The sequence below is a fragment of the Natrarchaeobius versutus genome (genome assembly GCF_041205745.1).
Lineage (GTDB): Archaea > Halobacteriota > Halobacteria > Halobacteriales > Natrialbaceae > Natrarchaeobius > Natrarchaeobius versutus.
Genome location: NZ_JBGFCC010000011.1, coordinates 70,938 through 92,236, shown reverse-complemented (window position 1 = coordinate 92,236; position 21,299 = coordinate 70,938). Strand labels below are relative to the sequence as shown.

The following is a 21,299-nucleotide window of genomic DNA, read 5'->3' as shown; positions in this document are numbered from 1 at the left end:
GGCTCAGGTCGTCTCCGGAATGTGTACGCGGATGCTGTCCTCGGCGCCGTCGACGATGACGGTAAGGGACGTATCACCGGAGACGTCTTTCTCCGGGTTTACGGTTATCTCGATGACGCCGCCGGGTCGCCACCGATTGCTCCCCTCGACGTCGACCCGACTGACGTCGTCGATCCGATCGTTCGAGATGTACGTCCCGTCGATCAACACGTCGATATTTCGTTCGTCGATGTCGAGTGACCTCGAGCCGAGATTCTTCACCAGGATCGTGATCTCATCGTTCCCCTCCTCGTTTTCGCCGTAGATCGCGTCGGGCGAGCCTTCGTCGCTGATGATCGCGACGTCGGTTTCGATCTCCGCCGCCACGTTCGAGCTTCGATCGTCGATCACGTCGCTCAACTGGCCGACCTCGACGACGAGCGTTCCAGCGATTCCGACGGCAAGGACGAGACTCGCGATGAACAGGATGAGATGCGTCGCCGACACGCTCGACATTAGTCGCCCCCCTCCGTTTCGTCAGTCTCTTCGGTCTCCTCGATCTCGCCTGTCGATACCGTGATCCCGCTCTCGGTCGCGATCTTTACCCGGTCGACGTCGCCCGGCGACGATGTGCCGTACGCACTCAGCGTCTCCTCGTCGACCTCGGCGATCAGCGTCGTCCCGGGCGACCAGATCCGCGTCTCCTCGATCGGCTCCGTCTCGTCGTTCCCGTCGTCGATTCCCGTACTCGTATTGCTCGCCGGCACGTACCCGCCGTCGACCAGCAGGTCCGTATCGTACACGTCGAGCGAGGTCGAGCCTACGTTGGTGACGTTGATCCGCACGAACTCCTCGAGAACCTCGTACTCGTCTTCCTCGACCTCTTCGAGGACCGTCACGTGTTCGACCGACTCGAGGTCGATCGCCGTGTTCTGTTGGTCGCGTATCTGGTCCGCCTGACTCGAGAAGGCGGCTCCGGTCTGGCTACTGGCGGTAAAGAGGGTCGGAACGATGACACTGGCCGCGACGAGAAACGCGATGAGCATCACGGCGACAGCACCGCTCGTACTGAACCCCATTGTGTCGGGTGAGGAAAGGGAAGGGGAAAAGCGCTCCGGCCACGACGGTCGTTCCGAGACCGAGCCGACACCGATCGGTCACAGCGAGATTGCGGGTTCGTTCCCTCGTAGCGTTCCGGGAACCTCCAGGACGACCGTCGTCTGACTTCCCTGGGCCATAATGATCGTCACTTCGGCAGTGTCTCCGGCTGTCAGCCGTTCTGGCTGTTCGAAATCACTATCATCCGTCCAATCGGTCTCATCCTCGTCGTACGTTCCGAGCGGAATTACTACCACGCCCCGGTGCTCGCGAGCGAGGGCGTTCGTCCCGTCTTGCGTTCCGTACTCGCGGATCGTAAAGAAATTCGAATCGTCCGCATCGAGTGTGAGAGTGCTATCGAAATCGTTCTCGTCGAAATCATCGACCTCGACGTACGTTAGCGTCTCGATATCACTTCCGAGAAATTCGATCGTCGCGTCGTCGAACGTAAGCGTTCCCACACCAGGAGCAGGTTGTACCGTCAACTCGAGTCGATGGAGTTCGTTCTCCTCGAGGGGCGCTTCGGGATCGGTTTGCTCGAATTCGTCGATCGAAGCGCCAGTGTATCCGACTGCGTTTAACACCTGGACTCGATCAGCGACTTGTTGCGTACTCTCCTCACCTGTTGCGTCCGCATGGCTCTGGGCATGTCCTGTCGTGTTGATCAGAACGCCCGCCGCCAGCGCGGCGATGATAACCATCGAGACGAAGACGATGAGCGTACCGAGACCTGTCTGGCCGCGGTCGACAGGGGGAGAGTGATGTGCGGACATTGGCGTGACGGTCTCGGTTTGGGAGTTCGGATTCCCGTGGGCAGGTGTTCGGATGCGACACCGTGTCGTCGATTCAGGGGCCGCAAGTTGCGTTGGCCCCAGTGGTCGATAGCTGTGACAACTCGTCGTAGTTCGGTGTAATATGTGAAGAACCTTATCGATTGTTGCTCTACAGCCGCTTTCGAACGTAGAGAGTGTCATCTTACGGAACGATTGGGGCGCTCGATCGGTACGCCCGCCAAAAATCAGGAAAGTCGTCGATCGACAGCTACAGTTTAACTGCCGGATCGTCGTGGATGATATCCGGTGCGCGCAGGACGACCTGCGTTCGGGAGCCCTGGGGCGTCGTGATGACGAGTTCGACCTCGTCACCCTGGGTCAGCAAGCCAGGGGTATCGATGTCACCGACGTTATCCGCGTCGTCGATGCCGTCAACCATCGCCTCTTCGGAATCGCCGCCCGGACCAGCCGGACTACCTAGAAGGATCACGATTCCACTCCGGTCGTCGTCGGCGATCAGCGTATCGGAACCGCTATCGCCGCGAACGTTGGTAGTGTAGAACGCGTTATCCTGTTCTAACGTTCCACCGGTATCCTCAGTCGGATCTTCGTGAGTCAGCGTTTCAGCCTCGCTGGCAAGGTACTCGATGGTCGCTTGACTGAGGTCGATCCCGCCAGCACCGGGGCTCTTCTGGACCGTCAACTCGAGTTTGTAGATTGCGTTGTCGTTGTTATCGAGCTCGGCTAAGACGCCATCATTGTCGTCGAAGTCACCTGCGGCAAAGTCGTCGTCGACCGCGAGCGTTTCGCCGATCGAGTTTACGACTATGACGCGATCCGAGACCTGCTGTGTGCTCTCTTCACCGGTGGCTTCCGCCTGTGACTGGAGGAAACCAGCCGTGTTGATCAGTACGCCCGCGGCGATCGCCGCGACCAGTACCATCGCGATGAACACGATGAGCGTACCGATCCCGACCTGACCGCGGTCGTCGTCGGTGTTTGTTGATTGATTCATGATCTGTTCACCTCAGAGACGGACATCCTCGCCCTCCGTTTCGGCGTTCAGCGAGTCTGGCACGCTGAGCACGGCAACGGTCTGGGAACCTGACTGAAGCGTCATCGTGACGTCCAGTTCGTCACCCTCCTCGAGGCCGACGGGCGACGTGGCATCGATGCTGCCATCGAAGTCGTTCGCGACGTTGTTTTCGTCATCGGCATCCGCTTCTTCGTTATCGGCGAGCGCGATCGTGATCTCGATTCGATCGGAACGCTCCTGCAGGACGTCGTCGGACGATCCATCCGTGAGCGCCTCGAGTGCGAAGTGTTCACTACCGTCGATATCGGTGAGATCCTCACCTTCGGGATCGTCTTGGGCAGTTAAATCGGTCGCACCCTCCGGTCCGATAATCTGGATCGTCATCTCGCTGAGGTCGATGTCATCGGAGCCGGCAGACATCTGTGTGACGATCCTGGCAGAACGTATCGTATCCTCGTCTACGTGATACTGTTCACCGTCGATGGTAACTTCGCCAGCATCTGGATTACCATCGTCGTCTGTAATACCCCCGACCTCACCCGTCACGCTCACAATCTGGAGGTTGTTCGACACCTGTTCTGTGCTTTCTTCACCGGTGGCTTGAGCCTGCGTCTGCAGGAAGCCAGCCGTGTTGATCAGTACGCCTGCGGCGATTGCGGCGACCAGCACCATCGCGATGAACACGATGAGTGTGCCGATCCCCACTTGGCCGCGGTCGTCGTCGGTCTTAGTTGATTGAATCATGGTTGTTCATGTTAGAGACTGACCGCCGGTCGGTCGTCCTCGTCGAGGATGTCGGGTGCCGACAGGTGGACGATCGTCCGCGAGCCCTGTGGCGTCGTGATCGTCATTTCGGCTTCGTCGCCTTCACCTAGGAACGCGGGTTGGGAGATGTCTCCATCACCTGGAAGAGTACCTGGGGTACCACCGTCCTCTTCGATCCAACCCGTGTTTCCGTAATCGAAGTCGTCACCAAGTGGAATGACGATCGCGATCCGGTCGTCGTCGTTGATCAGTCGATCATCATTGTCGCCCCGGACTTCTCGTGTAGTGAAGAAGTACGAATCCTCTTCGTCGTCCAGCACGTCCGTGCTCGAGATCTCGCCATCGTCGTCGAAGTCGAACTCCTGGTGCGTCAGCGTCTCGGCTCCGTCGGCGAGGTACTCGATCGTCGCCTGGCTCAAGTCGATGCGATCAGCACCAGGACTCTTCTGGACTACGACTTCGATCCGATGGATCTCGTCGTCGGGGGCCGTGTCGTACTCGGTTGCACTGAACGAGTCAGGATCGAGGTAGCCGACTTCGTTCACTGCCTGGACGTTGTCCGACACCTGTGCAGTGCTCTCTTCGCCAGTGGCCTGGGCCTGGGTCTGCAGGAAGCCGGCCGTGTTGATCAGTACGCCCGCGGCGATTGCGGCGACCAGCACCATCGCGATGAACACGATGAGCGTGCCGATCCCCACCTGGCCGCGGTCGTTCGTAGTGTTTGTTGGTTTCATCGGTCGATCACTCAGAGTTGAACTGCGGGCCGATCATCCTCGTCGAGGATGTCGGGTGCCGACAGCTGGACAACAGTCCGGGATCCCTGGGCGGTCGTGATCGTCATCTCCGCGCTATCACCTTCGCCGAGGAACTCGGGTTGGTCGATTGCAGTGCCGTCGATCCATGCAGTATCGCCATCACCAGCTGCTGAATCGAAGTTACCCTCTCCTCCGAGCGGAATGACGATCGCGATCCGATCGTCGTCGTTGATCAGCCGGTCGTCGTTATCCCCGCGAACCGAGCGGGTCGTGAAGAAGTACGAATCTTCTTCGTTACTTAGTGCGTCTGTATCATCGATTTCGCCATCCTCATCGAAGTCGAGTTCCTGATGCGTCAACGTCTCGGCCCCGTCAGCGAGGTACTCGATCGTCGCCTCACTCAGGTCGATTCGATCGGCACCGGGACTCTTCTGGACTACAACTTCGATTCGATGGATCTCGTCGTCAGGGCCGGTACCGTACACAGTGTTATCGAACTGTCCCTCATCGAGGTAGCCGACCTCGTTCACTGCCTGGACGTTGTCCGACACCTGTGCGGTACTCTCTTCGCCAGTGGCCTGGGCCTGCGTCTGCAGGAATCCCGCCGTGTTGATCAGTACGCCTGCGGCGATTGCGGCGACCAGCACCATCGCGATGAACACGATGAGCGTGCCGATCCCCACTTGGCCGCGCTCCGTTTCAGTTGTTGGTTTCATTGGGATTCCTCAGAGTCGTACCGCAGAGTCTTCGTTCGCATCGATGATGTTCGGCGTTCTGAGGTTGACCTGCGTTTGTGCACCGCTCGAGGTCGTGATGACGAGTTCGACCTCGTCACCTTCGCTCAGGACACCAGGAGTGTTCGCCGCGTCGACGTCGGTACTCCCTTCGACGAACTCGAAGTCTTCGTTGGCGTCGCTCTGCGGTCCACCAAGCAGGATGATTATCTCGACGCGATCGTCGTTGTCGACGAGGACTTCGTCGTCCGAATCGCCGATGCCCTGGGTCAGGAAGACGTCTTCTTCGTTCTCGTGTATCTGACCACCGTAGGTCAACGTCCTCGCGTCGGCAGCGAGGTACTCGAGCGTCGCATCACTGAGATCGATGGACCCTGCTCCGGGACTCTTCTGGAGCGTCATTTCGATTTGGTAGACGTCGTTGTCCTGAACATCGCCCTGTGCGAAGTCATCGCCCGTATCGAATGCGTTACCAGCAACGACGAGTCCCGTCGAATCCATCACCTGGACCTGGTCGGCGACCTGCTGAGTGCTCTCTTCACCGGTAGCTTCCGCCTGCGTCTGCAGGAAGCCAGCCGTGTTGATCAGTACGCCTGCGGCGATTGCGGCGACCAGCACCATCGCGATGAACACGATGAGCGTGCCGATCCCCACTTGACCGCGTTCGTCAGTAGACGTTTTCTTCATCATGAACACCTCAGAGACGGACGTCGTCGCCTTCTTCTTCAGCGTTCAGCGAGTCGGGAACGCTCAACACGGCCACAGTCTGGGAGCCGGACTGAAGCGTCATCGTCATGTCCAGTTCGTCACCCTCCTCCAGGCCGTTGTCACCGACAGCGTCGATACTTTCGGTCAGATCTCCGTTCACGTCGTGTCCGAGTGCGATACCAACCTCGATTCGGTCGGATCGTTCCTGAAGCACGTCGTCACTCGAGTCGTCGGTGAGTGCACGAAGCGAGAAGTGGTCATCGGCATCGGAGATATCGGTGATCGGATCGCCAATCTCACCTTCATCGGCAGCCGTCAGGTCTGTCGCCCCACCGGGACCGATGATCTGTATCGTCATCTCACTGAGATCGATGTCGTCCGAGCCGGCTGACATCTGCGTGACGATCCGCGCCGTGGTGATGGCATCCTCGTCTCCATCACCAACTTCACCCGTCGTACTCACGATCTGAATGTTGTTCGAAACCTGTTCTGTACTCTGTTCACCGGTAGCTTCCGCCTGCGTCTGCAGGAAGCCGGCCGTGTTGATCAATACGCCTGCTGCAATCGCGGCGACCAGCACCATCGCGATGAACACGATAAGCGTGCCGATCCCCACCTGACCGCGGTTCTGATCCGTTTCGTTTCCAAACATAGTTGGGGGTAGACACCCGTCTCGGACGGGCGCTGACCAATACTCTAAACCGGGTGTTATTAAAGCTGAGCCAGTATTTTCAAGTGTGAAAACGGCTTCAGACGGCCTGAGAACTAATTCTACGGGAAAATCGGAGAAAGTATACTGCACGTTACCTCGATCCCAGATTGGATAACGAGGGTGTTCGACGAGCGGACGAGCGAATCGCGTATCAAACCGAATTCGGACCCCACAGAACCGCTGTCAGACGTTTTCACCAGTGGGAACCAGTATAGAATTTCTGATATGTGGTCAGTACGGTTTTATCACTTCGGACGTATGCCACTGTCATGGATCCAGCCGAGTTACTGGGGAGCCTGGGGCAAAAGTACAGCCCCGACATCCTTCGGTCGGCCCACGAACCCAAGTCGGCCCAAGAGCTGAGCAACGAACTCGACATCCCCGTCACCACGAGTTACCGCCGCGTCGAGGCGCTTTCGGAACTCGGACTCTTAGAGGACGACGAGGAGAACCGTGAGTTCGGTGAAACCGGGCGAAGTCAAACGCTGTACAAACGCAACGTCGAGGAGATCGTGCTTCGATTCGAAGACGACGCCCTCGAGATCGAGTCGATCGAGCGTGATCGGTCTGATCAGCGGCTCAGTAGCGTCTGGGACGACCTCAGCCGCGGGATCGGCGGTGACGACTGATGGAACCGATCGAACTGCTGTACGTCATCTGCAGTGTCGCGGTGATTACCAGCGGTCTCGTGATGGCCGGGATGGCCGTTCGCGCGTACGCGGTGACACAGCGTCGGGCGATGATCTTTCTCTCGGTGGGCTTTACGCTCATCGTCGCCGCCGCCTCGGCAACGACGATCAGCGCGTTCGTCAGCGACTTCCAGAATCCCCGTACGCTCCTGACGGTCAACTACTTCGTGACCTCACTCGGGTTCGTCGCCGTGATCGTGAGCCTGTACGTCGAGTGAGAGGGGGCGCTGTCCCGATTCACTGGGACAATTACAGACGGATCGCGGTTACACGACCGACCGAAGTTACACGACCGCCGTGATCGACCGGGAAAACACAGACGGATCCGTACGTGACGGACGCCCCTTCGTCGGGACGTCGGCCTCGGCCGAGACACTTATTTTTCCCCTCCGGAGATATCCACCACATGAATATCGTCGACGGCGAGAAGATCGAGTGCAGTCGGTGTGAGGAACTCATCGATCTCGACGACGCCAACATTCTCGGAAAGACCAACAACCGAACGTACGCGAAGCCACTCTGTAACGACTGTCTCCAGAACGTCGGCGTCCCGAAGGGCTACGAACTCGAGCGGGACGTAAGCTACCTCAAAAGCGAATAGCGATCGGCGAGTTGCGTACTGAAAGACGTTCGAATCGAACTACTTGTTGTTCATCACTTCGCTCGACTACTTGTTGTTCATCGCTTCGCTCGCGATGTTTCGTCCACGGGGTTTCAATGCGACTTCGCGGCGGACCCGTACCTCCTCTAACACGTCGAGTTCGATCAACCGCTCGTAGATCTCCTCGACTTTGTCCGTATCGATGTCGAGAAACTCCGGCACCTCGAACGGCGAGACGCCCGAGTAGATCGCCATCAACACCTCCTCTTCTTTCCCCGAGAGGTCGATCTGGGAGGCGTTTTTCTCCGCGCCGCGGTCTAACACCGACTTCAAGATCGCACAGTTCTGACCCGACCCCGAGAGGTACGTCTGCACGCTCGAGCCCTCCTCGGTGTGTTCGGCCTCGATCACCGGCCGCTCGCTCGAGTGAACCGTTCGCTCGTCGCTCTCGACGGTGCCCACGTCGTCGACCTCGATCTGGACGAGTTTACCGTTCTCGACGGCGAAGTTCGCGACGCCCGGGTTGATCTTGACGCGGGCTTTGTTCCACGAGGAGTCCTGGACGACCCCGCCTTTCACCGCCGGGTGTTTGATCAGGACGATCTCACCGTCTAAAATCGCCTTCTGTAACTCGAGTTCGAACGTGTCGACTTCCTCCATCGAGATCAGGAACACGTTCGCGCCGTAGTTGACGCTGATGTAGTTCGACACCTTCGCGATCGCTTGGTTGACGTCGTACCGGCCGCGGATCGACTGGATATTCGACAGTGGAATGGTCTCCTTGCTCTCGTTGCCGACGATAACCATTCGCTTGTTCGAGAGAACGATCCGCCCGTTCGCCCAGCTCGTATCCGACAGCTTCCGTCCGTCGCGGAGGACCTGGGTGAACTTCCCCGTCACGTCCGCGAGCTTCTGTTCGGACTTGCTCATGGGAGATCACCGCTTGGCATCTCGATGCCGCCCAGTTTCGAAAGCGCCGAGAAACCACGCTTTCGCAACCGGTCGCTCTCGGTCCGTTCGACGAACTTCGAGAGCTTCTTCCGGGACCGATCACCGCCGATTTTGCCGAGTACGAACAACGCCTTGACGCGCATCTCCTCGTCCCGATCGCTTTCGACCAGATCGAGCAGTCGCCCCTCGAGGCCCGCTCCCTCGAGCAACGCGAGGCTCATGGCGGCGAACTTCGAGGTCATCTCGTCCTCGTCGCCGAGCGTCTCGATCAGTGCATCCTGAGCCGTCGTGACGTACTCCTCGTCGGCGATTCGCCCCAGCAACCACGCCGCGTTCCGCCGTTGTGCGGTCTCCGAACTTCGATCGAGGATTTCGATAAGCGGCTGGACCGCCTCGCGTTCGTTCGCCTCCTCGAGTTCGTCGACGATCTTCTCTCTGACCTTGTGACTCGCACTCGATGGCGCCTGGGAGAGCAACTGCACGAGCGAAAACATCGCCGTGCGGCGAACGACGTCCGAGTCGTCCGAAAGCGCCTCGGCGAGAATCTCGACGGCCTCGACGCTCCCGAGGCGGCCGAGTGCATCCACCGCGATCCGACGGAGGACCTCGTCGTCGTCTTCGGCGACGTCCACCAGTTCTCGAAGGGCGTTTTTCGTCCCGATGTCGGCGAGTGCATACGCGATCTCGATACGGACGTCGTACTGGTCTTCGTGGAGTTTTCGCGCGAGCGCCGGAACGCAGTTCGGGTTCTCGATTCTCGCGAGCGCGCGTGCGACGCGCATTCGAACACGGGAGTTGGGATCGTCGAGGCGTTCGACGAGCGCGTTCAACACGTTGTCCTCGCCAATCCGCCCGAGACCGGTCGCAGCCGCCATCCGAAGCTCGGGCTCATCGGCGTTGAGTCCCTTCGCGAGGACTTTCGCCTTCTTCCACTCGGCGACGCCGTCGATGTCGGCGCCGGAAATCTCGCCGATGAACTGCTCGAGAGCGTCCTGGCCGTACTGGTCGAGGGCGTCGATAGCCGCCGCCCGAACCTGTTCGTCGTCGTCGTCTTTGGAGACGTCGACGAGGACGTCGACGATCTCCGAACGCGGCGTGTTCCGTCCACCGGACTGGGACTCGAGACTGCCCAAGATCTCCGCCGCTCGCACTCTGATCTTCGAATTCGAACCCTCCTCGAGGATCGTCAAGAGTTGCTCGAAGTCCGCGTTACGCTCGAGTTCGAACAAGGCCATCCGTCGAAGGTCACCCCCACCGGGAGTGACGTCCCACCGTTGCACTCATACGTACGTGTCCCCCCGTTGAATATTCAAGGTTACCCTTCGTTCCCCGGGGTGACAGCCCGAAGCGAGGGTGCTCGAGCGGTTCCGGTCAGCGGTGTGCATTGGATATCACTCGTCAGTCGCCGGCTCTTGGTCTGTGGTGGAGTCGGGACGGTCCTCGCCGTCAGCGAGATCCGATTCGTCTCCCTCGCTCGATTCGTTCCCCTCGGTCGGAAGGTACGGGTTCTCGCGGTCTTCGTACACCTTCGATCGCAAGATCGTGTTCCAGACGCCGATCGAACTCGCCTCGCCGTCTAAGTCCTGTTGGGCGACATCCGAGTGGACCGACCACCCCGCGACCTGTTCGTCGAACCTGTCTACGACCTCGGTTGCCAGGTAGTTAACTTCGCCACCCCTGGCGACGTAGCCGTCCCGAAAGATCACGTAGATGAGGCCGATCTCCTCGTCGGATTCCGCCTCGGTCTCCGCGTCTGACTCGTAGAACAGGATGAGATCGTCGTCTTCCGTGTCGTGGTAGAGTTCGTCGACGGTAATCCCGTTGTTCTCGAGATGGTAGTAGAACTCGCCGGGGGAAGGTGTGTACGCTTCGTCCTCGGGATCGGCCGACTCGTCCGGTTCCTCCGGTTCGACCGGAACGCGCGTCCGGCCGACGCTCTGGATCGTATCGAGACAGCCTGCCGTGAGCGCGAGCGGGACGGTTCCGGCGACGGCGAGCGCCTGCCGTCGCGTACACCGATCGGTGGACGTCACGTTTCCGGCACGTGACGCTTCCCGATGCCGGCGAGTCCGGTCCGCGCCGTCGCCAGTCGTATGCTCGGAACGTTCAGACATCTTAATGAAGTCGTCGCACCAGTAGGTGAAAAACGCGTCGGCCATCTACCGGCGCTCGTCTCGACCGTCAGGCGCCACGTTCGATTCCATATCGGGCTGACCAGCCCCGACACGGCCTGTTTCCAGATATGAGAACGGGCTCGAAGCGGAATCACTCGAGGTGACGACGGGCCGGCAATATCATATGAGTGGATTACTTACTGGTCGACAACAGGACCGATTCGATCGCGGATCGAGCACAATGGAGTGGACGGTACAATCATGTCGATACGGAACAGGACGGCCGGAGAGATGGTGAGGTCGGAGCCGAATGCAACGGCATCCGACGGACGATCGAACGACGGTAGGACGGACGAGGACGTGACCGGGAGCCGCGGGTCGACCGGCCTGCGTTTCGTCGCACTCCTCGGTGCAATCTTCTGTCTCGTGGCGGTCACGGTCGTCGCGGCGCCCGGGCTCGCCGCGGGTTCGGACGGCCCCGCACTCGACCCGGGGCCGGATGCGCCAGTACCGAATGTCGCGACCACCTCGATTCCCGCAGATAACCACGTCGTCGTCCGGTACGAAGACGACCACGTCGTCACCGGATCGGACGTCACTGCCGGCGACGTCCCGCCGAATCCGAACGTCGCTACCGAACGGGGGGAGAACCTCGTCGTCGACGACGGTGAGGTCGTCACCGAACACGAACACGAGCGCGACCGCGAGCGAATCGTCGTCGGAAACAACAGCGTCAGAGTCGCGACGGGTGACCCCGACCTCGTCGTCACGGACGGCGAAATCTTAAACGATACCCTCGTGGTCAACGAGTCGAACGGAGTCGTCGAAACGCTCGAGGGCGGTTCCAACGTCACCACCGAAAGCGGTGACGTGGTCGAGTTCTCGGCGTACGACGAAAGCGAGTTCGCGATCACGGGCGTCTATCCGGACGATCCCGTTGGAGAGGGCGAGAACCTCACCGTCGACGTCGGTCTCGAGAACGTCAAGTACGGAAACGGGTCTCGGGACGTCTACCTCGAGATCTTCGACGAAGACAACGATCGTCTCGGGGAGGTAAACGAAAGCGTCGAACTGGCCCGCGGGGAGTCTACGACGGAATCGTTCGAGTACGACACCGAGCGGTACGACCACGAGGCCGAAGAGCTCGCCGTCAGAGTCGCCGGGGACGATACCGAACGCGTCCCGGTCACGATACAGGAAGCCCGAACGGTGGTGACGAACCTCTCGTACAATCAGCCGGTTGCCGGTGACGAACTCGAGGTGACAGCGGAGATCGATCGCCGCGGAAACTACCCACGAGACGAACAGGAGTATCTGGTCGGCTTCTGGGTCGACGACTCCCACGTCGAGACGAAGCGGGTGCCGCTCTCGCCGGGCGGTGAGGCGACCGAGACGTTCACCTACGAAACCGACGAGACCGACTCGCCGCGCGTCGACGTCGAAGTCGGGGTACTCGAGGGCGAACGCTACGCGGAGACGATCGACGTCCTCGGCGAGGCGACGTACGCCCAGAACGTCAACGCGACGATCGTCGACCGCAACCTGCCCGATGAAGGAGGGAACCTCACGCTCGATGCCATCGTCCACTACGAGGATCCCGATCTCGTTCCGTCCGATCCGATGGACCACCCTATCGAACTGTACGTCGACGGAGAACTTGCCGATCGCACGGACGTTCGCCTCGACGGGGACGAGGTCGTCGAGGAGGAGTTCGTCTATCAAACCGAGCGGGGTGACGCACCCCGTGTCGACGCAGAACTGCGGAGCCCCGGTGATGGTGACACCGCCCGCCCGCGGGTGAACGGAAGCGGCTTCGGCGTCGCGATCCAGGACGTGACCACACCCGTCAATCAATCCGACGTCGTCGTCGTGACCGCGGCGATCGAGAACGCGGGGGACGTCTCCGACGACCAGGACGTCAGAATGCGCATCGACAGGGGGGTCGGCGATCCCGACCGCGTAGACCGACGCGTCGAGGACACGCAGACCGTCTCGCTCAACGTCTCCGAGGGGACGACCGAACGGTTCTCGTACCGAACCGGCGACGCGGACGTCCCGGAAGTCGAGGTCGCGATCATCAGTGAGAACGACGAGGACACCACAAACGTCACCGTGCGGGATCGTAAATCGCGGTTCGACGTCCAGGAACTCGCCGCCGAGCACGCGGGCGGATCCGACGACGAGTTGACCCTCGAGACGACGATCAACAACACCGGGATCGAGCCCGGCGAACAGTACGTCGAGTTTCTGCTCGACGGGGACGTCGTACACATCGACAGGCTGAGTCTCGATCCGTGGGAGGAACGAACCCTCTCGACGGACGTGGCGGTCCCCCAGGGTGGGACCTACGAGTTCGCCGTCTCGACGGCGAACGAGACGGCGACGGAGACGGCGAGTGTGACCATCGATCCTGCGGCCGACGATCCGTCGACCGACGGCCCCCCCGACCCTGACGACGATACGCCATCCGAAACCGAACCCGAAGACGAGGGCGGCGCGCCGTGGTATCTGGTCGTACTCGGCATCCTCGGTGTTCTGGTCTCGATCGTCGCGCTCGTGGCCTACCGAGCGGATCCCGAGGAGTTCCCGCCCGACGCCGAAACCGTCCAGGCCTGGGGCCGCCGACGCGTACGGTCGTTCCGACAGTCGGGAGCGATGCTCGTCGCCGCTGTCCGCTCGGGCGACCCGGCGGCGGTCGTCGCCGTATTCAAACGGCTTCTCGGACTCGGAGCCGGAACGCTCGTCGTCCAGAACGAACTCCCTCGAGCGGCGACCGTCCGCGTCCGCTGTCAGACCGCCGACGACACGGTCGTCCTCGAGGATCTGGAACTGGGTCCCGACGAGCAACGCGACCTCGGCTCGTTGCCCGACACCAGCCAGTTTAAAGTCGGTGCGGGCGTCGAGGACATTACCGCCCACGAAGAAGTGTTCCAGGGGATCAGCGGAGACATCGGCGTCGTTCTCCGAACCGACGGTATTCTCATCGCGAACGTCAAGTGAGGGATGTTAGTGGCCGGATTCGTCCGTTCGGTCCATTTGTAGTTTCTCGACGCGATCGATCAATCCATCGACGATTCGGTCCTGGCGATCAGTCGCCGTCACGATCCGATCGGTTGCCGCCTCGCTCTCCGCCGAGTGGCTTTGGACGGTCTCCATCGTCGATGTTAGTTCCTCGACGGTGGCCGCCTGATCGTCGATCACGCGCGCAACCTCGGAGATACCGTGGGAAGCCTCGTCGACGCTGTCGACGATCTCCTCGAGCGACTCGAGCGTCGTTTCGATTCGATCGTCGACGTGTTCGATCCGATCGTCGGATCGGTCGACTGCGTCGATCGTCCGATCCAATTGCTCCTGGAGTTCCTCGAGGCTCGCCTCGATCTCTTCGGTGTGACCGCGCGTCTCATCGGCCAGCGTCTTGACGTGATCGGCGACGACCGCGAAGCCGCCACCACTCTCGCCCGCACGTGCGGCTTCGATGTTCGCGTTGAGCGCGAGGAGGTTGGTCTCGTCCGCGACGTCGGAGATCACCTCGACTACCTCGGCGATGTCGTCCATCCGTTCGGCGAGGAGGGTGACAGTCCCGACGAGGTCGTCGCCGATTTCGACGACGCTTTCGGTCGCCTCGCGGGCATCTTCGCCGGCCTCGAGACCTGCTTCGGCCGCGTCGGTCGCCGCGCTCGCCGCCGCGTCGACTTCGTTTGCCTGCGCTGCGACCTCCTCCATCCCGGCCGCGAACGACTGCATCTCCTCGACCGACTCCTCGAGGAGGTCGTGTTGGTCGCCGACGTTCGTCGAGATGTCGGCGGCGGCGGCGTTAGCCTCTTCGACCGCGTCGCGCATCTCGCGCGCTCGCCCGTCGACACGCCCCGTGAGCGTCTCGAGGCTGTCGGCCATATCGTTGACCGCATCGATGACGTCGACCAACTCCGGCTCGAGGCGGTCGGCCGTCTCGGGGCGACTCGCGCGGGCCCTGAGATCGCCGCCGCTAATGTCGTCTGCGGTTTGCCTGACTTCACGGACGAGATCGACCGTCGCGTCCCGCGTCGAGACCGCATCGGTACGGTCGACGACGACCTCGACGACGCCGATCAGGTCGTCCCCGTCGTACAGCGGCGTCGCCGAGAAATCGATGTGTTTCTCGTCCCCGAATCGATCAACCATCGTACTGGTATCGCCGTACCGGTTTCGAGCGGGGTCCCGACGTTCGACGCCGAACCGCGTGTGTGCTCGCTCCGGTGCCTCGAGCACTTTGTCGGCGAGCGTGTCGGCCCGACGCCCATCCGGGTAAAACAGCTCGGAGACCCGGTCGTGTCCCAAGGCGTCCGGACGATCGACACCGGTCAGGTCGGCAATCGCCGCGTTCCACTCGACGACTGATCCGTCGGCATCGAGAACGAACGTCGGGATCCCGGTTCCATCGAACAGTTGAACGAAGCCGGCGCGCTCGAGAACCGATCGATCGTCCCCCTCGAGTTCGCTTGCGGAATCCGACCGTCCGTTGGACGGATCGTTCGGTTCCGTCGCGTCGTCCTCACTCGTCCGGGGAGCTCGTTCAGTTTGACGATCCATTTGTCGAAACATCGATGCATGGGAAGCATATAGTTGCTGGCCGACGATCGCGGTCATGCCGATGTGTCGTGTCAGCCACGGCATCAGACGTAATTTCCCCGGAAAACACACCAATATAAATGCAGAATTTATTTATTCGAGACAGACCTGTTCGTTGATAATGCGAATCACAACGGGCGTACCCGGCTTCGACGCGCTGGTCGACGGCGGCATCCCGAAAGATCGGCTGTACGTGATCAGCGGCCCCCCGGGAAGCGGGAAGACGACGTTCTGTGCACAGTTCGTGACGAAAGGCGCGATCGAAGGCGAGACGACGCTGTTTCTGACGCTCCACGAGACCCAGGAGGAGCTGGTCTCAGATCTGGGCAACTACGAGTTCGGGTTCGATCAAGCCGTCAACTCCGGGCACGTGAAGGTGTTGAACGCCTTCGAGAACGAGGCCAAACGCCTCCTCTCGCCGTCAGCGCGAAACTCGAGTGAGTTCCCCAAGAACGTCGACAACCTGGCGAATCAACTGGTCGCGTTCGTCGAATCGAAAGGCGTCGACAGACTCGTCATCGACTCCGCGATGTTGCTCGAGTACTACTTCTCGGACGATCTCGACGCGCTGATCAAGTTCCTCACGAAGCTCAAGCGGGCCGACGCGACGGTGCTTTTGATCTCCGAGATGACCGATCCCACCTCCTACACCGACGGCCACTACCTCGCACACGGCGTCATCTTCATGCACAACTATCTCGAGTCCGGCGGAATGACGAGGGGCGTCCAGATCATCAAGATGCGGGGGACGAAAATCGACTGCGACATCCGGAAGATCGAGTTCACCGACCGCGGTCTGCGCGTCGACCCGAACGAGAAGATCCAGACCTGAGATGTACGATCGAACCTTCGGCACCGACTGGGAGCACATCGACGACCGCGAAGAGGTCGTCCGACGCGCGTTCGCACTCGGCGTCGCCGCGCGTCTCGGCAAGACCTACCCCGGCGAACTCGATCGCCTCGAGTCACAGACGGAGACGAGTTACGATCGGAGTTTCGTCGACCTGGCCTACCAGAAGGGGCGAAACGAGGCGCGACAGGTACAGGAGTCGGTCGACGAAGACGAGACCGTCTGGAACGCCCTCGTCGAGGGCCGAACCGACGTCGAGGCACCCGACCGATCCGACGACCCGGAGTTCGACGATCCGGTCGAGGATATCTTCGAAAACACCACCATCCCCGAGGCGCTTCGGCGAGTCGACATCGATTCGCGCCCGGACGATAGCACCGACCGAGTCGGACAGCCCACCTTCCTCGACAGGCTCAACGGGGGAGGGCCGGCGACCGGATCGGGCGGGGACCGATCGGTGTTCGGCCGATCCCTCGGGAGCGGACCTCGTGACGACGACCACGACGACAGGAACGGAGAATCGAGCGAGCGAAACGAAGACGACGATCCGAACTCGAGTGCCGACGGGACAACCGGATCGAACGCGAACGAAGGTCGCGATGTGGGCACCGGATCCGATTCGGCCGACGACGGGAACACCGATCGACGAGATTCCGACGCCTCCAAAACCGACGAACGCTAACCTGCGGTCGGTTTCGGACGTTTTTCTCGAGAATTGAACCGCTATCCACCGAGCGATGCGACGAACTACAGTACCCGCTCGACGCCGTCGGCTCGCGTAACTGTGAGCGTTTGCGTCTCCGGGTCGAACTCGATCGATCGCCCGTACTGTCCGCCGAAGTCCGTCGCCGCCACCGTGACGCCACTCGCCTCGAGTTCGCGACAGAGTGCATCGACGTTCCGTTCACCGATCGTTCGGTCCGTTCCGTCGAAATCAACCATCGTCGCCGCGCCGGCGCTTTTCGCCCGCGAGCGTGCAGGTTCCCCACCCATGTCGCGAAACGCCGAGAGCATCGACGACAACCCCGTATCCGCGAACTTTGCGTCCGGGTGATGGCGGCTGTTCGCGGCGGCCGCCGACGGGAGCATGAAGTGTAACAGTCCGCTGACGCCGGCAAACTCGTCGTATACCGCGACACCGATACACGATCCGAGCCCGCTCGTCTTCAGCGACAGTGACTCGTCCGTCACCGCGAAGTCCGCGAGGCCGACGAGGATCGCCCCTTCCGATGGGTCGTGGCGGTACGGCTCGTCGCTCGATTCATTCATCATCGTCACCACCGGATCGGACCGCCCCCCGTTCGAACACACCGGAAATCGAAATCGGGAAGACCAGCCGCACTCGAGTCGCCCCGCGACCGTTCATCGTCACAGCGTGTCCACGTCGAGGATCATCACGACCTCGCCTTCACCGAGTACCGAGGCCCCGCTGATTCCCGGGGCACCGCTCAGAACTCCTTCGAACGGTTTGATCACGACCTCCTCCTGGCCGACGACGTCCGAACAGCGAAGACAGACCTGTCGAACCGACTCCTTGATTCGGACGACCATATCGTCCTCGGACGGTTCGTCGGTCGGTACGTCGAGACGGTCGCCGAGCGAGAGCAGTGGATAGACGCGGTCGTCGTGAGTTACCGTCTGTCGGCCCTCGACCGATTCGACCGTCACGTCCTCGAGTTCGGAGATTTCGTCGATATTCTTGATCGGTACGCCGTAGGTCTCCTCGCCAACGGTGACGAAGAGCACGCGAACGATGGCGACGCTCACCGGGAGCATCAGCGTGACGTTCGTCCCCGCGCCGGGTTCGCTCTCGACGTTGATCGAGCCGTCGACGCCGCGGACGACCTGATTGACGACGTCCATCCCGACGCCGCGGCCGCTTACCTCCGTAACCTCCTCCGTCGTCGAGAACCCAGGGTGGAAGATGAGGTCGTACACCTCCGAATCCTCGAGGACGCGAGCCTCCTCCTCGGTGATGACGTCCTGATCGATCGCCTTGTCTCGGATCTCCTCGACCTCGAGACCGCGACCGTCGTCCTGGACGGTGACGGAGACCCGGTCGCGGTCGCGTTCGCCGATCAGCTTGATCGTACCCTCCCTGGGTTTGCCCTTCCGCTCGCGCTCTTCGGGCGATTCGATCCCGTGGTCGACGGCGTTCCGGATGAGGTGCATCAGCGGATCGCCCAGTTCGTTCAGGATCGACCGATCCATCTCGATGTCGACGCCGTCCATCTGGAAGTCGATTTCCTTTTCCTGTTTTCGCGCGAGGTCGCGGACGACCCGCGGGAAGTTACCGACGATCTTCTTCAGCGGAACCAGGCGAATCTCGAGAACCGTATCCTGCAGGCTCGCCGTGATCTTACCGTGTTCCTCGAGTTCGTCTTCGGCTTCGACCAGTTCGTTTTCCTCGACGATCTTCCGGAGTTTGATCCGGCTGGTTACCATCTCCTCGACCTGGTTGTACAGCTGATCGATCTGTTCGACGTCCACCCTGATCGATTCGACCTCCTGGCTGGCGTGGGCAAATCCGGAACTCGAGTCGGAGTCGGACGTATCGGTCTCCTCGTCCGCCTCGTCTGCGTCGTCCGAACTCGCACGCTCCGCGGCGATCGCATCGGTCACGCGGGAGACGGACACGCCGTGGACGTACCGGTTGCCCTCGTAAAACGCCGTCACCTCGTCGCTCGAGACGTCCGGGTCGGTCACGACGTACGCGTCGATGCAGGCGCCGAACTCGCCGTCCTCGATCGTTCCGCTGTCCGGCTCGAGGCGGGCGAGATCGTACTCGTCTTCGATCGCGTCGATGACGAACATGGCGTCGACGTGTTCCGAACCCGTCTCCTCGAACTCGACGACTGCCCGGTAGACGTCCGCGTCCGCCGGCAGTTCAGCCTCGATCTCCTCGGAGAGCATCTGGAGCGGAACGTCGCGATCCGACGAGACGGCGGGCGATCCGTCTCCGTTTTCGGAGGATCCACCGGCCGCAGTGTCGTCCGTGGACTCACCGTCACCCTCGGCGTCGTTTCGTTCACCGTCGATCGACGCCCGGATCTCCTCGATCGTCGCCTCCGGGTCAGTCTCGGTTTCCCCGTTCTCGGAAATTTCCTGGACCATCTGATCGAGCAGGTCGACGCCGCTGAAGATGAGGTCCATTCGATCGCCCGTGACCGGGAGTTCGCCGCTTCGGATGCAATCGAGTAAGTCCTCGACCGCGTGAGCGATCTCGCTGGCTTCCGTATAGCCCATGACGCCGAAGTTCCCCTTGAGGTTGTGCGCGACCCGGAACACCGTCTCGATCGCGTCGGAGTTCTCCGGATCCGTGGCGTTCTCGAGGTCCAACAGCGCGTTGTTGAGTTGCTGGATGTCTTCCTGGCTCTCCTGGACGAACGTACTCGTCGGATCGCTCACGAGGACCACCCCCTGAACGCATTGGTGATCCCTTCGGCGATCCGCCCCTCGGGAAGGACCATATCGACGTCGACCCGTTCGGCGGCGACCTTCGGCATACCGTACACCCGCGAGGTCTCCTCGTCCTGAACGATCGTCTTCCCGCCGGCGTCGGCGATCGCCTCGAGGCCGATCGCGCCGTCGGCGCCCATCCCGGTCATGACGACGCCGACGACGTTACCGGCGACGTGTTCCGCCGTCGTCTCCATCGTGACGTCGATCGCCGGCCTGACGTTGTGTCGTTTGGGGCCGTCGTCGTTCACCACCGTGATCCGACCGTCGGTCACGTCGGTGACGGCGAGGTGAGACCCGCCTTTCGCGAGGATACCCTCCCCGGGCCCGACCGTATCACCGTCGGTCGCCTCACGGATCTCGTAGTCGGTTCGTTCGTCGAGACGCTTCGCGAAACGTTTCGTGTAATGATCAGCCATGTGTTGTACTACCAGGATTCGTAATCCTGCTCGATGTGGGAGTTCGGACAGCACGCGTTCGACGACCCGAGGGCCGCCGGTCGATGCACCGATGACGAGCGTCGGATCGGACGGGAACTCGTCGCCGGCGTCGACCGTCGGCGTCGCACTCCGGATGGTCCGCGCTCGTTCGTCGTCCGGCCCGCCGACGGTCGCCCCCGCAACCGCACGGACCCGGTCGACGATCTTGTCCTGTTGTGTCCAGATGTCGACGGAGTTGTCCCCCGACGGCTTCGCGATGAAGTCGACCGCGCCGGCCTCTAACGCCTCGAACGTCGCGTCGGCGTTTCGAGTCGTCTGGGAGCTGATGACCAGCATCGGCGTCGGATTCTCCGCCATTACGCGTTCGATCACCTCGTGGCCGGTTAGTCCAGGCATCTGGATGTCGATCGTCGCGACGTCCGGCTCGCAGTCGGCGATGAGTTCGACCGCCTCGACGCCGTCTTTCGCCCGCGCGACGACGTCGATCCCGCCGTCGGCGAGGATCTTTCCAAGCGTTTCGCGCATGACCGCGGAGTCGTCCGCGATGACGGCTCGGACCATCAGGAGATGACGTCGTCGAGCGCGTTCTGAATCGTACTGTTCTCGAACGGCTTCGTCACGTAACCGTCCGCCCCGGCCTCGATCGCCGGCTTCATTCGTTCCTGTTGGGTCACGCTCGTACAGAATATGACCTTTGCATCCGGATGCAGTTCCTTGATCGTGGCAGTTGCTTCGATCCCGTCGACTCCCGGCATCACGATGTCCATGATGACGACGTCGATCTCCGCCGTCTCGGCGATCTCGATCGCGTCCGCGCCGTCCTCTGCTTCCGCGACGACGTGAAACTCCTCGGAGATCGCCTCCCGAAGGACTGTACGGATCACTTCGGAGTTGTCGACGATCAAGACGTTCACTGCCATAGGAGTCGATTGTGAGGTTCGGCGCATAAAGAATTCGGCCAATTTTCCCCCTCGAGCGGATCCAATCGCCTCGCAGTCGGAGTTTCCGCGGATTTGGCCGTGTCAGT

The 21,299-nt window shown here is 61.3% G+C and carries 23 protein-coding genes; 6 read left to right on the top strand and 17 right to left on the bottom strand.

Annotated features, from left to right (window positions below):
* Window positions 1-3 precede the first annotated feature (3 nt).
* The 9 genes from arlG to AB7C87_RS21150 all read right to left on the bottom strand — a co-directional run bounded on the left by arlG (window position 4) and on the right by AB7C87_RS21150 (window position 6,500).
* Entirely contained in the window at window positions 4-495 is a 492-nt protein-coding gene (gene arlG, locus AB7C87_RS21190) for an archaellum stator protein ArlG (protein WP_369731511.1), read from the bottom strand.
* A complete protein-coding gene (locus tag AB7C87_RS21185; protein ID WP_369731510.1) occupies window positions 495-1,058 on the bottom strand; it encodes an archaellin family protein in 564 nt (187 codons plus the stop codon). The genes arlG and AB7C87_RS21185 overlap by 1 nt, the downstream gene beginning before the upstream one ends.
* Window positions 1,059-1,136: 78 nt before the next feature.
* Window positions 1,137-1,850 carry a flagellin gene (locus AB7C87_RS21180; protein WP_369731509.1) on the bottom strand — a complete coding sequence of 238 codons (714 nt, stop codon included), beginning with the start codon at window positions 1,848-1,850 and terminating at the stop codon, window positions 1,137-1,139.
* Between the two features lie 268 nt (window positions 1,851-2,118).
* Window positions 2,119-2,865: a flagellin gene (locus tag AB7C87_RS21175; RefSeq protein ID WP_369731508.1), complete on the bottom strand. Its 747-nt coding sequence runs from the start codon at window positions 2,863-2,865 to the stop codon at window positions 2,119-2,121.
* A 12-nt stretch (window positions 2,866-2,877) separates the two neighbouring features.
* Window positions 2,878-3,630: a flagellin gene (locus tag AB7C87_RS21170; RefSeq protein ID WP_369731507.1), complete on the bottom strand. Its 753-nt coding sequence runs from the start codon at window positions 3,628-3,630 to the stop codon at window positions 2,878-2,880.
* An 11-nt stretch (window positions 3,631-3,641) separates the two neighbouring features.
* Complete coding sequence (locus AB7C87_RS21165) at window positions 3,642-4,385, bottom strand: flagellin (protein ID WP_369731506.1); 744 nt, start codon at window positions 4,383-4,385, stop codon at window positions 3,642-3,644.
* A gap of 11 nt (window positions 4,386-4,396) precedes the next feature.
* Window positions 4,397-5,122: a flagellin gene (locus AB7C87_RS21160; protein ID WP_369731505.1), complete on the bottom strand. Its 726-nt coding sequence runs from the start codon at window positions 5,120-5,122 to the stop codon at window positions 4,397-4,399.
* A 9-nt stretch (window positions 5,123-5,131) separates the two neighbouring features.
* Window positions 5,132-5,830 (bottom strand): flagellin, encoded by a 699-nt coding sequence (locus tag AB7C87_RS21155; protein WP_369731504.1) that lies wholly within the window; start codon window positions 5,828-5,830, stop codon window positions 5,132-5,134.
* A gap of 7 nt (window positions 5,831-5,837) precedes the next feature.
* Entirely contained in the window at window positions 5,838-6,500 is a 663-nt protein-coding gene (locus AB7C87_RS21150) for a flagellin (RefSeq protein ID WP_369731503.1), read from the bottom strand.
* A gap of 329 nt (window positions 6,501-6,829) precedes the next feature.
* Here AB7C87_RS21150 and AB7C87_RS21145 point away from each other — a divergent pair, with 329 nt between their 5' ends.
* From AB7C87_RS21145 to AB7C87_RS21135, 3 genes are all read left to right on the top strand, one after another.
* Window positions 6,830-7,189, top strand: coding sequence for a helix-turn-helix domain-containing protein (locus tag AB7C87_RS21145; RefSeq protein ID WP_369731502.1), 360 nt, complete (start codon window positions 6,830-6,832; stop codon window positions 7,187-7,189).
* On the top strand, window positions 7,189-7,467 hold the full coding sequence (locus AB7C87_RS21140) for a DUF7521 family protein (RefSeq protein WP_369731501.1): 279 nt from the start codon (window positions 7,189-7,191) through the stop codon (window positions 7,465-7,467). Before AB7C87_RS21145 ends, AB7C87_RS21140 begins: the two co-directional genes overlap by 1 nt.
* A 188-nt stretch (window positions 7,468-7,655) precedes the next feature.
* On the top strand, window positions 7,656-7,850 hold the full coding sequence (locus AB7C87_RS21135) for a hypothetical protein (protein ID WP_369731500.1): 195 nt from the start codon (window positions 7,656-7,658) through the stop codon (window positions 7,848-7,850).
* Between the two features lie 66 nt (window positions 7,851-7,916).
* Here AB7C87_RS21135 and AB7C87_RS21130 read toward each other — a convergent pair whose 3' ends face one another.
* The 3 genes from AB7C87_RS21130 to AB7C87_RS21120 all read right to left on the bottom strand — a co-directional run bounded on the left by AB7C87_RS21130 (window position 7,917) and on the right by AB7C87_RS21120 (window position 10,915).
* Complete coding sequence (locus AB7C87_RS21130) at window positions 7,917-8,780, bottom strand: CheF family chemotaxis protein (RefSeq protein WP_369731499.1); 864 nt, start codon at window positions 8,778-8,780, stop codon at window positions 7,917-7,919.
* Window positions 8,777-10,036 carry a HEAT repeat domain-containing protein gene (locus AB7C87_RS21125; protein ID WP_369731610.1) on the bottom strand — a complete coding sequence of 420 codons (1,260 nt, stop codon included), beginning with the start codon at window positions 10,034-10,036 and terminating at the stop codon, window positions 8,777-8,779. The genes AB7C87_RS21130 and AB7C87_RS21125 overlap by 4 nt, the downstream gene beginning before the upstream one ends.
* A 156-nt stretch (window positions 10,037-10,192) precedes the next feature.
* A complete protein-coding gene (locus tag AB7C87_RS21120) occupies window positions 10,193-10,915 on the bottom strand; it encodes a DUF8159 domain-containing protein (protein WP_369731498.1) in 723 nt (240 codons plus the stop codon).
* A 291-nt stretch (window positions 10,916-11,206) separates the two neighbouring features.
* Between AB7C87_RS21120 and AB7C87_RS21115 the strand changes: the two genes are divergently transcribed.
* On the top strand, window positions 11,207-13,915 hold the full coding sequence (locus tag AB7C87_RS21115; RefSeq protein ID WP_369731497.1) for a hypothetical protein: 2,709 nt from the start codon (window positions 11,207-11,209) through the stop codon (window positions 13,913-13,915).
* Window positions 13,916-13,921: 6 nt separating this feature from the next.
* Here AB7C87_RS21115 and AB7C87_RS21110 read toward each other — a convergent pair whose 3' ends face one another.
* A complete protein-coding gene (locus tag AB7C87_RS21110; protein ID WP_369731496.1) occupies window positions 13,922-15,484 on the bottom strand; it encodes a methyl-accepting chemotaxis protein in 1,563 nt (520 codons plus the stop codon).
* 160 nt (window positions 15,485-15,644) lie between these two features.
* Between AB7C87_RS21110 and AB7C87_RS21105 the strand changes: the two genes are divergently transcribed.
* Together AB7C87_RS21105 and AB7C87_RS21100 are read left to right on the top strand one after the other, a co-directional pair.
* The gene (locus tag AB7C87_RS21105) at window positions 15,645-16,355 is read left to right on the top strand and encodes an RAD55 family ATPase (protein ID WP_369731495.1); all 711 of its coding nucleotides are present in this window, start codon (window positions 15,645-15,647) and stop codon (window positions 16,353-16,355) included.
* Window position 16,356: 1 nt separating this feature from the next.
* Window positions 16,357-17,055 (top strand): DUF8057 family protein, encoded by a 699-nt coding sequence (locus tag AB7C87_RS21100; RefSeq protein ID WP_369731494.1) that lies wholly within the window; start codon window positions 16,357-16,359, stop codon window positions 17,053-17,055.
* A gap of 65 nt (window positions 17,056-17,120) precedes the next feature.
* Here the strand turns inward: AB7C87_RS21100 and AB7C87_RS21095 are convergent, their stop codons facing one another.
* From AB7C87_RS21095 to AB7C87_RS21080, 4 genes are all read right to left on the bottom strand, one after another.
* Window positions 17,121-17,645 (bottom strand): chemotaxis protein CheD, encoded by a 525-nt coding sequence (locus AB7C87_RS21095; protein ID WP_369731493.1) that lies wholly within the window; start codon window positions 17,643-17,645, stop codon window positions 17,121-17,123.
* A gap of 96 nt (window positions 17,646-17,741) precedes the next feature.
* Entirely contained in the window at window positions 17,742-19,790 is a 2,049-nt protein-coding gene (gene cheA, locus AB7C87_RS21090) for a chemotaxis protein CheA (RefSeq protein ID WP_369731492.1), read from the bottom strand.
* Window positions 19,778-20,833, bottom strand: coding sequence for a chemotaxis-specific protein-glutamate methyltransferase CheB (cheB, locus tag AB7C87_RS21085; protein ID WP_369731491.1), 1,056 nt, complete (start codon window positions 20,831-20,833; stop codon window positions 19,778-19,780). Before cheB ends, cheA begins: the two co-directional genes overlap by 13 nt.
* On the bottom strand, window positions 20,833-21,192 hold the full coding sequence (locus tag AB7C87_RS21080; protein ID WP_369731490.1) for a response regulator: 360 nt from the start codon (window positions 21,190-21,192) through the stop codon (window positions 20,833-20,835). Before AB7C87_RS21080 ends, cheB begins: the two co-directional genes overlap by 1 nt.
* Between the last annotated feature and the right edge of the window lie 107 nt (window positions 21,193-21,299).

Coding starts and splice junctions, on each gene's coding strand:
- AB7C87_RS21165 (WP_369731506.1), bottom strand. CDS start 4,385: ATGAAACCAACAAACACTACGAACGACCGCGGCCAGGTGGGGATCGGC.
- AB7C87_RS21095 (WP_369731493.1), bottom strand. CDS start 17,645: ATGATGAATGAATCGAGCGACGAGCCGTACCGCCACGACCCATCGGAA.
- AB7C87_RS21125 (WP_369731610.1), bottom strand. CDS start 10,036: ATGGCCTTGTTCGAACTCGAGCGTAACGCGGACTTCGAGCAACTCTTG.
- AB7C87_RS21145 (WP_369731502.1), top strand. CDS start 6,830: ATGGATCCAGCCGAGTTACTGGGGAGCCTGGGGCAAAAGTACAGCCCC.
- AB7C87_RS21100 (WP_369731494.1), top strand. CDS start 16,357: ATGTACGATCGAACCTTCGGCACCGACTGGGAGCACATCGACGACCGC.
- AB7C87_RS21135 (WP_369731500.1), top strand. CDS start 7,656: ATGAATATCGTCGACGGCGAGAAGATCGAGTGCAGTCGGTGTGAGGAA.
- AB7C87_RS21160 (WP_369731505.1), bottom strand. CDS start 5,122: ATGAAACCAACAACTGAAACGGAGCGCGGCCAAGTGGGGATCGGCACG.
- AB7C87_RS21155 (WP_369731504.1), bottom strand. CDS start 5,830: ATGATGAAGAAAACGTCTACTGACGAACGCGGTCAAGTGGGGATCGGC.
- AB7C87_RS21150 (WP_369731503.1), bottom strand. CDS start 6,500: ATGTTTGGAAACGAAACGGATCAGAACCGCGGTCAGGTGGGGATCGGC.
- AB7C87_RS21120 (WP_369731498.1), bottom strand. CDS start 10,915: ATGTCTGAACGTTCCGAGCATACGACTGGCGACGGCGCGGACCGGACT.
- AB7C87_RS21105 (WP_369731495.1), top strand. CDS start 15,645: ATGCGAATCACAACGGGCGTACCCGGCTTCGACGCGCTGGTCGACGGC.
- AB7C87_RS21185 (WP_369731510.1), bottom strand. CDS start 1,058: ATGGGGTTCAGTACGAGCGGTGCTGTCGCCGTGATGCTCATCGCGTTT.
- AB7C87_RS21180 (WP_369731509.1), bottom strand. CDS start 1,850: ATGTCCGCACATCACTCTCCCCCTGTCGACCGCGGCCAGACAGGTCTC.
- AB7C87_RS21110 (WP_369731496.1), bottom strand. CDS start 15,484: ATGGATCGTCAAACTGAACGAGCTCCCCGGACGAGTGAGGACGACGCG.
- cheB (WP_369731491.1), bottom strand. CDS start 20,833: ATGGTCCGAGCCGTCATCGCGGACGACTCCGCGGTCATGCGCGAAACG.
- AB7C87_RS21115 (WP_369731497.1), top strand. CDS start 11,207: ATGGTGAGGTCGGAGCCGAATGCAACGGCATCCGACGGACGATCGAAC.
- arlG (WP_369731511.1), bottom strand. CDS start 495: ATGTCGAGCGTGTCGGCGACGCATCTCATCCTGTTCATCGCGAGTCTC.
- AB7C87_RS21170 (WP_369731507.1), bottom strand. CDS start 3,630: ATGATTCAATCAACTAAGACCGACGACGACCGCGGCCAAGTGGGGATC.
- AB7C87_RS21130 (WP_369731499.1), bottom strand. CDS start 8,780: ATGAGCAAGTCCGAACAGAAGCTCGCGGACGTGACGGGGAAGTTCACC.
- AB7C87_RS21140 (WP_369731501.1), top strand. CDS start 7,189: ATGGAACCGATCGAACTGCTGTACGTCATCTGCAGTGTCGCGGTGATT.
- AB7C87_RS21080 (WP_369731490.1), bottom strand. CDS start 21,192: ATGGCAGTGAACGTCTTGATCGTCGACAACTCCGAAGTGATCCGTACA.
- AB7C87_RS21175 (WP_369731508.1), bottom strand. CDS start 2,865: ATGAATCAATCAACAAACACCGACGACGACCGCGGTCAGGTCGGGATC.